We start from the raw sequence: 10,155 nt of genomic DNA, 5'->3' as shown, positions 1-10,155 counted from the left end.
TCCGGTAGAGCCAAGTCGCTGCCAGGGAAGCCCGATTACCAGCGCCTGAAGCTGCTCGGGACTGAACTCCATTTGGGCACCATGTCGACTGCTGGGCCAGTGAAATTTTCCTTGAGTCAGTCGGCGAGCCGCCAGCCAAACACCAAACCCGTCATGTACCAGGACTTTAATGCGAGTGGCGCGACGGTTTGCAAATAGATAAGCGCAGTGCGGCTGCGCCGCACCAAAGACTGCAATGACGCGAGCCATCGCGGTCTCAGTGCCGGCGCGCATATCCATCGGTTCTGTGGCCAGCCAGATCGTATCCACGCGGATCAACGCAGCAAATCTCTGAGAAGCGTGGCACATGCAGCGGCATTGTCGGTAGGCCAATCCACAACGACAGTGCCGCGAGCATGGGCGATTTCAATGTGGATGACCGAAGTGGCAGGTTCAGACGATGAGATAGGCGCCTGCCATTTCACAGGAACGAAGGCCGACGCAGTGGCCAGGTCTTGACGCGGATGCAGGCGAATCCATTTGTGTAGAAGATTGGCGTTAATCCCGTGGCGCTGGGCCACACCGGCTATCGAAGCATCCGGCTGGGCGGATTCTTGTATGAGTTGGGCTTTGAAAATCTTGGTGTAAGAGCGTCGTTTTGGCTGCATAGGGGATCCGCTTTAAAAGGCCAGAAAAGGTGTCCACTTAAAAAGGTGTCCACCATGTCGGGGCTTAGCGGGGATGAACAGATGGGTTTACCGTGCCCTTACGTTCTCTGCGTTCAGGCCCGCCTTGCAGTGCGCCAATCCCCCCGTGCAATGCTAAGGTTCGCCTTTGGATTTTGCCTTCACCTAAGGATGCCGTCATGCCGGTTGCTACGCCTCTCAGCCCAGGGTTTATGGTGGTTCATGGTAATCGCCTAGATGAGCTACGCAGTCTGGTCGTGAGCTGGATGCGTCGCTACCCGCTGGCCCCTTTGGAGAATGAAGTTGCCTTGGTTCAAAGTAACGGTATCGCCCAATGGCTGAAGTTGGCACTGGCCGAAGATGCCCAGGATGATGACGCCGGAGGCTGCGGAATTGCCGCTGCTATTGATGTACAACTGCCGGGTAGTTTTCTGTGGCAGCTCTATCGAATCGTATTAGGCAGTGAAGAGATCCCCGCACAGTCGCTGCTCGACAAGGCTCCGCTGACCTGGCGATTGATGCGCCTGCTTCCGGCCCTTATTGATCAGCCTCACTTTGAACCCCTGCAACGTTTTCTGACCCATGACACCGACCTGCGCAAGCGCTATCAACTGGCTGAGCGCTTGGCTGACCTGTTCGACCAGTATCAGGTCTATCGCGCCGACTGGCTTGAAGACTGGGCCGCTGGTCGTCATCAATTGCGCAACGCGCGTGGGGAAAGCCCGGCCCTGAGCCCGGCCAACTGTTGGCAGGCCGAGTTATGGCGCGCGCTGTTGCTTGATGTGGGGCAAGAGGGCATGTCCCAGAGCCGCGCCGGTGTCCATCAGCGTTTTATCGACAAGATCAACCGCCTTGAACAGGCCCCGCCCGGCCTGCCCGCACGGGTCATCGTGTTCGGCATTTCATCGCTGCCCGCTCAGGCACTTGAAGCGCTGGCCGGGCTTGCCCGCTTCAGCCAAGTGCTGTTGTGCGTCCATAACCCGTGCCGGCACCATTGGTCTGACATCGTGGCGGATAAAGACCTGCTCCGTCATCAGTACAAACGCCAGGCCAGAAAAGTTGGGATGCCTACAGCGCTGGATGCTGAGATCCTGCATCAACATGCGCACCCACTGCTTGCAGCCTGGGGTAAGCAAGGGCGTGACTACATCAACCTGCTCGACAGTTTCGATGACCCCAATAGTTACCGTTCGGCGTTCCGTGACGGGCGCATTGATTTGTTCAGCGACGTTGAACCCCTGAACCTGCTCAATCAGTTGCAGGACGATATCCTGGAATTACGCCCCCTCAATGAAACCCGTGTGACATGGCCCGCCGTGGATCTGGAGACGGATTGCTCCATTCGTTTTCATATTGCCCACAGCGCGCAACGAGAAGTCGAGATCCTGCACGACCAGTTGCTATCACGCTTTAGTGAAGACCCTCATTTGCAGCCGCGCGACGTGATTGTGATGGTGCCGGACGTGGACAGCTACGCCCCGCACATCAGCGCCGTGTTCGGTCAGATTGAACGAGATGACCCGCGTTTTATTCCCTACACCTTGGCCGACCAGGGCCAGCGGGGCCGCGACCCTTTGTTGATTGCTATTGAGCATCTGCTCAAACTGCCCGACAGCCGCTTCCCGGTGAGTGAAATTCTCGATCTGCTGGACGTACCTGCTTTGCGAGCACGATTCAACGTACAAGAGCGTGACTTGCCTACCTTGCACCGCTGGATCGAAGGGGCCGGGATTCGTTGGGGGCTCAGTGGCCAACAACGTGCCAGCCTGGGGCTGCCGGTGGAACTCGAACAAAACAGTTGGCGTTTCGGTTTGCGTCGCATGTTGCTCGGGTATGCCGTAGGCACGGGTGACCCCTGCGATGGTATTGAGCCTTATGATGAAATTGGTGGGCTGGATGCGGCCCTGATCGGCCCTCTCGTGGCCTTGCTCGATGCCCTGGAAGTGGCCTATCAAGAGCTTTCGCAACCTGCACTGCCACAACAATGGGGCGAGCGTTTGCAAGCCTTGGTACAGCTGTTTTTCTTGGCCGAAACCGAGCACGACGATTACTTGCTGGCCCAACTCGAGTTGCTGCGCGAAACCTGGCTGGAAACCTGTGAGCGGGTCGGCCTGCAGGATGCATTGCCGTTAACGGTCGTCCGCGAAGCCTGGCTGGCGGGGCTCGACCAAGGCAAATTGTCTCAGCGCTTTTTGGCCGGTGCGGTCAATTTTTGTACCTTGATGCCCATGCGGGCCATTCCCTTCAAGCGGGTGTGCCTGCTGGGCATGAACGATGGCGACTACCCGCGTGCGCAGCCACCGCTGGACTTCGATCTGATGGGCAGCGACTACCGCCCGGGGGATCGTTCTCGCCGTGAAGATGACCGCTACCTGCTGCTCGAAGCGCTGCTTTCTGCACGCGAGCAGCTTTACATCAGTTGGGTCGGGCGCAGTATTCGCGATAACAGCGAGCGCCCGGCCTGCGTCCTGATCGGGCAACTGCGCGATCACCTTGCTAGCGGTTGGCAGTTGCAAGGCGGTGGCGATTTGCTTGAGGCCATGACCCAAGAGCACCCGCTCCAGCCGTTTAGCACGCGTTACTTTCACGAAGGTAACCCCAACCTCTTTAGTTACGCCCGTGAATGGCAGCAGTTACATGCGCCGCAAACCGCATTGCGACCGCCCGAGTCATTGCCCGCTCACCAGCAGGACGAACCGTTGAACCTGACGCAGTTGCAGGGCTTTTTGCGTAATCCTGTAAGCCACTTCTTTAGTCAGCGTTTGAAAGTATTCTTCGAGGCCGCAGAAGTGCCGTTGGCCGATGAGGAGCCGTTTGTGCTGGACGCCTTGCAGCGCTACAGCCTCAGTGACAGTTTGCTCGAAGCCGCCCTGGCGCAGCCCGATCAACCCGAGCAGGCTTTGCAAACCCGTGCTGCACGGCTGCAAGGCAGCGGTCTGCTGCCGATGGCAGGTTTTGGTGAGTGCCTGCAACAGGAGTTGATGGAACCGCTACCTGATGTATTGCACCGCTATCAACAGTTGCTCGCCCTGTGGCCGACCCCGCTCAATAGCGCATTGCCCGTCAGGTTCGAAGACCACGGCCTGGTGCTTGAAGGGTGGCTCAGTCATCTGCATCAGCGCAGCGACGCAGGCCTACTCGCCATTACGACGATTCCCAACAGTATCGGCTCGATCAAGACCCGTAAATGGCACCGGCTGACCCGCCCATGGGTCAATCACCTGGCCGCGTGTGCCAGTGGCTTGCCCCTGTCCACCGCGCTGGTGGCCAGCGATGACACCCTGTTGCTCGCGCCTCTGGACCCTCAGCTTGCCCACGATATCCTTGGTAATGTGCTGATGGCCTGGAAGGTCGGCATGGGCCGGCCGCTGCCGGTTGCGGTGAAGACGGCTTTCGCATGGCTGGCTCAGACCGATCCGGCCAAGGCCGCCGCTGCGGCTCAAAAAGCCTACGAAGGTGATGGGCTGACCAGTGACGGCGAGCGCCGTGAAAGTGCGGCCTTGGCCCGGCAGTTCGCGGATTACGCGGCCCTGATGGCCGATGGCGATTTTGAAGCGTGGTGTGACGCCCTCTATCGTCCCCTATTTGAAGCGCCTTGGCGTTCATTGAGCAGCGAGGCGGCCCGTTGATGAGTGCGCACAAAACACCCCTGGCGTTAGCCTTTCCCCTGCGCGGCAGCCAATTGATCGAGGCCAGCGCCGGCACGGGTAAAACCTTCACCATCTCGGCACTCTACCTGCGTTTGATCTTGAACCAGGGCACGCCTGAAACGGGCTTTGGGCGTGAATTGTTACCGCCCCAAATCCTCGTGGTCACCTTTACCGATGCGGCCACCAAAGAACTGCGTGACCGCATCCGGACCCGGCTGGCTGAAGCGGCACGGTTTTTCCGTGACGAGATCGCCGCGCCGGATGCCCTCGTCGAGCAATTGCGCGACCAGTTCAGCCCCGAGCAGTGGCCTGCCTGCGCCGGGCGACTCGACATCGCCGCGCAATGGATGGACGAAGCGGCCGTCTCGACCATCCACAGTTGGTGCCAACGCATGCTGCGCGAACATGCGTTCGACAGCGGCAGCCTGTTTACCCAAACCCTGGAAACCGACCACAGCGACTTGCTCGGCGAAGTGCTGCGTGATTACTGGCGTCTGTTTTGTTACCCCATGTCAGGCGATGCCCTGAGCTGGGTGCGTGCCAACTGGAGCGGCCCGGCGACCTTGTTGCCCCGTGTTCGGGCACTCTTCGGCACGGCTCGCAACACGGCGGGGGGTGAACCCACCCCCGAGCAATTGATTAAGACCTGCTTACAGGAGCGCCGCGAAGCCTTGGTGGCCCTCAAAACGCCGTGGCTGCAATGGGCTCAGGAACTGCGAGACATCTGCCTGCAAGGTGTTGAAACCAAAGCGGTAGACGGTCGCAAAATGCAGGCGCGCTATTTCGAGCCCTGGTTTGAAAAACTCAATGCCTGGGCGGCCGATGAGGCCGAGGAGACTCTGGACCTGGGCACTGGCTTTACCCGGCTGACCCCTGATGGCATGGCCGAAGCCTGGAAAGCTACACCGCCGCAGCACCCGGGGCTGGACGCCATGGTGCAGCTCAAGGCTGCCCTCGACGCCTTGCCGACACCGGACGCGGCGGTTCTGCAACATGCGGCGCACTGGGTCAGTGAACGCTTCGAAGCAGAAAAACGTCGCCGCGCCGAAATGGGCTTTGACGACATGTTACTCAGGCTCGACGCGGCCCTGCAGGCCGAGGGTGGCGAGCGCTTGGCAACCTTGATTCGCGAGCAGTTTCCGGTGGCCCTGATCGATGAATTCCAGGACACCGACCCGGTGCAGTACCGGATCTTTGAAACGCTCTACCGTATCGAGGACAACAGCCCCGATACCGGCCTGTTTTTGATCGGTGACCCGAAGCAGGCCATCTACGCCTTTCGCGGTGCCGATATCTATACCTATTTACGTGCCCGTCAGGCCACCCAGGGTCGCTGGCACACACTGGACACCAACTTTCGCTCCAGTCACGCGCTGGTCACGGCGGTGAACCACGTGTTTGAGCGGGCCGAACGGCGTGATACCGGGCGCGGTGCGTTTTTATTCCGCGAAGGCCCTGAAAACCAGGTGCCCTTCTTTCCGGTGAAATCACAAGGCCGTAAAGACGTGCTGCAGTGGGAGGGGCAGGCGGTGACCGCATTTAATGTCTGGCAGTTACCGTCCGAACAGCCTGTGGCGGGTGCCGTGTATCGCCAGCAGTTGGCAGCCGTGTGCGCCAGTCAGATTGTCGAGGTGCTCAATGGCGGCCAGGAAGGCCGCTGCGGGTTTGCCAAAGACGGTGAAGCGCTGCGCGGCGTCTTGCCTGCGGATATCGCGATTCTGGTGCGTGACGGTAAGGAAGCTCAGGCCGTGCGGCGTGAACTGTCGGCGCGGGGTGTACGCAGTGTTTACCTGTCGGATAAGGATTCGGTGTACGCCGCGCAGGAAGCGCACGACGTGCTGGCCTGGCTCAAAGCCTGCGCCGAGCCGGATGTTGAACGACCGCTGCGAGCAGCATTGGCCTGCATCACCTTGGATTTGCCTCTGATAGAACTAGAGCGTCTGAACCAGGACGAACTGGCGTGGGAAAAACGCGTCATGCAGTTTCGTGGCTACCGCGAGACCTGGCGCAAGCAAGGCGTGCTGGCCATGTTGCGGCGCTTGTTGCACGACTTCGAATTGCCCCAGGCCCTGATTGCCCGTACCGATGGCGAGCGGGTGTTGACCAACGTGCTGCACCTGTCCGAGCTATTGCAACAGGCTGCCGCCGAGCTGGATGGCGAACAAGCGTTGATCCGCCACTTGGCGGAACACCTGGCGCTGTCCGGTCAGGCCGGGGAAGAGCAGATCCTGCGCCTTGAAAGCGATGAGCAACTGGTCAAGGTCGTCACGATCCACAAATCCAAGGGGCTGCAATACCCGTTGGTCTTTCTGCCGTTTATTTGCGCGACCAAACCGGTGGATGGCAGCCGATTGCCCCTGCATTATCACGATGCCCACGGCAACGCCCAGATCAGCCTCAAGCCGACAGCTGAATTGATTGCCCAGGCCGATGATGAACGGCTGGCCGAAGACCTGCGTTTGCTTTATGTGGCCCTGACCCGTGCCGAACATGCCTGCTGGCTGGGGGTGGCCGACCTCAAGCGCGGCAATAACAACCGCTCGATCCTGCACCTGTCGGCCTTGGGTTACCTGCTCGGCGGCGGCCAGGTGTTGCCCGAATCGGTCGCCTTGCAACGCTGGCTGGCTGACGTGCAGCACGGGTGCGATGCCATTGCGTGCCTGCCCGTACCGCCGATCAGCGAAATACGCTTTCATCCACCGCCCAACCTGGCGACCTTGTTACCGCCGTTGATTCCAAAACGCCGCGCCGCTGAAAACTGGTGGATCGCGTCCTACAGCGCATTACGTATCGGCGATAGCGTCGGTCCCGCTGAAGCCCCGGAAAGCGCTCTGGCGCAAAAGCTCTCGGACGATGAACGACTGGATGCCGATGCGCCGCGCGAGGTGTTACTTGGCGGCGGCGATATTCACCGCTTCCCCCGTGGCCCAAATCCCGGAACCTTCCTCCACGGCCTGCTGGAATGGGCGGGGAGCGAAGGCTTCAAGGCCGATGCCGCGTCGATCAATGATGCGGTGGCGCGGCGCTGCAATCGGCGCGGCTGGCAGGGCTGGATCGACACCCTGAGCGAGTGGCTGCTGCACCTGCAAGATGAACCGCTGCGCCTGAATAATGGTCAGCCAGCGGTCGTCCTGAGTGGCTTGAGCCAGTACCAGATCGAAATGGAGTTCTGGTTTGCCAGCCACAAGGTCGATGTGTTGCAACTGGATCAACTGATTCGTCAGTACACCCACGGTGGGGCCTCGCGTGCGGCTGCCGAGCCGAGCCTGTTGAACGGCATGTTCAAAGGCTTTATCGACTTGACCTTCGAGCATGAGGGTCGTTTTTACGTGGCAGACTACAAATCCAACTGGTTGGGGCCTGATGATTCGGCCTACACCGAACAGGCGATTGAGGCTTCGATGCTGCAGAACCGCTACGACCTGCAATATGTCCTGTACCTGCTGGCCTTGCACCGGCAACTGAAGGCTCGGTTGGCCGATTACGACTACGACCGGCATATGGGCGGCGCGTTGTATCTGTTTTTACGGGGCACTCGCTCTCAGGGCCAAGGCGTATTTTTTACCCGCCCACCGCGGGTGTTGATTGAGAGCCTGGACTTGATGTTCCAGGGCAAGCCTGTGCCGAAACCGGCCGAACCCGTGTGGGAACAGGGAGTGTTGCTATGAGTCGCTCATTTGCCGAGTTGTTGCCCACGCCGCTTACGGCCCAAAGCCTGGCCGAGTTGCAGCCCCTGAGCCGAGCCCAGGACTTGCTGCTGTTGCTGGAACGCTGGGTGGAGCGCGGGTGGTTGCGTGCGCTGGACAAGGCCTTTGTCGCCTTTTTGCATGAGCGCGACCCCCACGGTGATCCGTTGGTGCTGTTGGCGGCCGCGTTGACCAGCCATCAGTTAGGTCATGGGCATGTGTGCCTGGACGTGTTTGAAACCCTCAAAGCCCCTGATTTTGCGCTGTCTCTGCCGCCCGAGGGCGATGTACAGACGGGGGCCATGTTGCTGCCTTCGCAATTGCTGGAGGCCCTGCAGGGTGAGGCGTGGTGCCAGGCATTGCAGGCCAGCCCGCTGGTTGAGCAGGCCGGCGGGGCACAGCCCGGTGCAGCCAGTCGGCCCTTGGTCCTGAGTGAACGACGCCTGTATTTGCGCCGTTATTGGGCGTATGAGCGACGCATCGACAGCGCCTTACGTCAACGTCTGGCCGCACCGGAAACCACACCGGCAGATTTGCCCGCGCGTTTGACCGGACTGTTCGGCAGCCCGGCGGGCAATGGCCTGATTGACTGGCAGAAACTGGCCTGCGCACTGGCCACTCGCGGTGCCTTCAGCATCGTCACCGGCGGCCCCGGCACGGGCAAGACCACCACCGTGGTGCGCTTGCTGGCCCTGTTGCAGGCCCCGGCGGTTGAGGCGGGCGCGCCGCTGCGTATTCGCCTGGCCGCCCCCACGGGCAAGGCGGCCGCGCGCTTGACCGAGTCCATCAGTGCGCAAGTCAAAACGCTGGAAGTGGATGACAGCGTCCGGCAAAAAATCCCCAGTGACGTCACCACGGTTCACCGGCTGTTGGGCAGCCGTCCCGGCACGCGGCACTTTCGGCACCATGCGGGCAATCGCTTGCCGCTGGACGTGCTGGTGGTGGATGAGGCGTCCATGATCGACCTCGAAATGATGGCCAACGTGCTGGACGCCTTGCCCGACCATGCGCGGCTGGTGCTGCTGGGCGACAAGGATCAGCTGGCTTCGGTCGAGGCGGGTGCCGTGCTTGGCGACCTGTGCCGCGATGCCGAAGCGGGCTGGTACTCGCCGCCTACCCGCGCCTGGCTGGAGCAGGTCAGTGGCGAAAACCTTGCGGCCAGTGACCTGCAACAGGACCTGGATGGCACGCACCCCTTGGCGCAGCAAGTGGTGATGTTGCGTCATTCACGGCGTTTTGGTGAGGGCAGTGGCATTGGACAGCTCTCGCGGTTGGTCAACCAACAGCAGGCACGTGAGGCGCGCCAATTGCTGGCTGCCGGCAACCATGACGATCTGTTTGCCTTGGCGCTTAAAGGTGAGCGGGACCGCGCGTTTGAACGGTTGGCCCTGGAAGGGCGAAGCGCGCAAGCAAAAGGCTATCGGCATTACCTGGAGGTGGTGCGTGACCGTCGCCCTGAAGGCGATGCCGCGCTCGAAGACCCGTGTTGGGCCGCGTGGGCCAGCCAGGTGCTGAAGGCGTTTGAGTCGTTCCAGGTGCTGTGCGCGGTGCGTAAAGGGCCCTGGGGTGTCGAAGGCTTGAATGAGCGCATCACGCGTGCGCTGTTCGCCAGCAAACTCATCGACAGCGACCAGCAATGGTACGAAGGCCGCCCCGTATTGATGACCCGCAACGACTATGGGCTGGGGCTGATGAATGGCGATATTGGCATCGCCCTCAAACTGCCGGAGCGTGACGGCCACAGGCTGCGACACGTCTTGCGGGTGGCCTTTGCCCGCAACGACGGGCAGGGCGGCATACGCTTTGTTCTGCCCAGCCGCCTCAATGATGTTGAAACCGTGTACGCCATGACCGTGCACAAATCCCAGGGCTCAGAGTTCTCACACACCGCACTGGTGTTGCCTGAGGCGCTGAACCCGGTGCTGACCAAAGAGCTGATTTACACCGGCATCACCCGTGCCCGGCACTGGTTCAGCCTGATCGAGCCTCGCGCCGGCGTGTTCGAAGGTGCGGTTGAGCGTAAGGTCAAACGCCTGAGCGGGCTCATGTTGGGGTTGGGCGCGTAGCCGCACGGCGCGCTGTTCCACGTCGCCAAAGCGGGAGGTGTTTCCCGCTTGGCAGACGGGCAGCGATATCGTTGAGACATTGTTCTTA

Annotated in this window: 5 protein-coding genes; 3 read left to right on the top strand and 2 right to left on the bottom strand. The window is 60.8% G+C overall.

Features of this window, described 5'->3' with window-relative positions; translation table 11 throughout:
* A partial coding sequence (gene tnpB / locus Q1W15_RS12065; RefSeq protein WP_300728441.1) for an IS66 family insertion sequence element accessory protein TnpB occupies nucleotides 1–309 on the bottom strand: 309 nt, incomplete at its 3' end.
* 5 nt (nucleotides 310–314) lie between these two features.
* Complete coding sequence (locus Q1W15_RS12060) at nucleotides 315–647, bottom strand: transposase (protein ID WP_300728438.1); 333 nt, start codon at nucleotides 645–647, stop codon at nucleotides 315–317.
* A 197-nt stretch (nucleotides 648–844) separates the two neighbouring features.
* Here Q1W15_RS12060 and recC point away from each other — a divergent pair, with 197 nt between their 5' ends.
* Genes recC through recD form a run of 3 tightly spaced genes read left to right on the top strand, consistent with a single transcriptional unit; the run spans nucleotide 845 to nucleotide 10,067 of the window.
* Entirely contained in the window at nucleotides 845–4,294 is a 3,450-nt protein-coding gene (gene recC, locus Q1W15_RS12055; RefSeq protein WP_300728435.1) for an exodeoxyribonuclease V subunit gamma, read from the top strand.
* Nucleotides 4,294–7,983, top strand: a complete 3,690-nt coding sequence (gene recB / locus Q1W15_RS12050) for an exodeoxyribonuclease V subunit beta (RefSeq protein WP_300728433.1) — start codon at nucleotides 4,294–4,296, stop codon at nucleotides 7,981–7,983. Before recC ends, recB begins: the two co-directional genes overlap by 1 nt.
* A complete protein-coding gene (recD, locus tag Q1W15_RS12045) occupies nucleotides 7,980–10,067 on the top strand; it encodes an exodeoxyribonuclease V subunit alpha (RefSeq protein WP_300728430.1) in 2,088 nt (695 codons plus the stop codon). The genes recB and recD overlap by 4 nt, the downstream gene beginning before the upstream one ends.
* The last annotated feature ends 88 nt before the right edge of the window (nucleotides 10,068–10,155 follow it).

This window comes from Pseudomonas sp. (assembly GCF_030150285.1).
In the GTDB taxonomy this organism is placed as follows: Bacteria; Pseudomonadota; Gammaproteobacteria; order Pseudomonadales; family Pseudomonadaceae; genus Aquipseudomonas.
Note: the sequence above shows the minus strand (reverse complement) of the source record. Positions and strands in the feature narration are given on the sequence as shown.

Coding starts and splice junctions, on each gene's coding strand:
- Q1W15_RS12060 (WP_300728438.1), bottom strand. CDS start 647: ATGCAGCCAAAACGACGCTCTTACACCAAGATTTTCAAAGCCCAACTC.
- recC (WP_300728435.1), top strand. CDS start 845: ATGCCGGTTGCTACGCCTCTCAGCCCAGGGTTTATGGTGGTTCATGGT.
- recB (WP_300728433.1), top strand. CDS start 4,294: ATGAGTGCGCACAAAACACCCCTGGCGTTAGCCTTTCCCCTGCGCGGC.
- recD (WP_300728430.1), top strand. CDS start 7,980: ATGAGTCGCTCATTTGCCGAGTTGTTGCCCACGCCGCTTACGGCCCAA.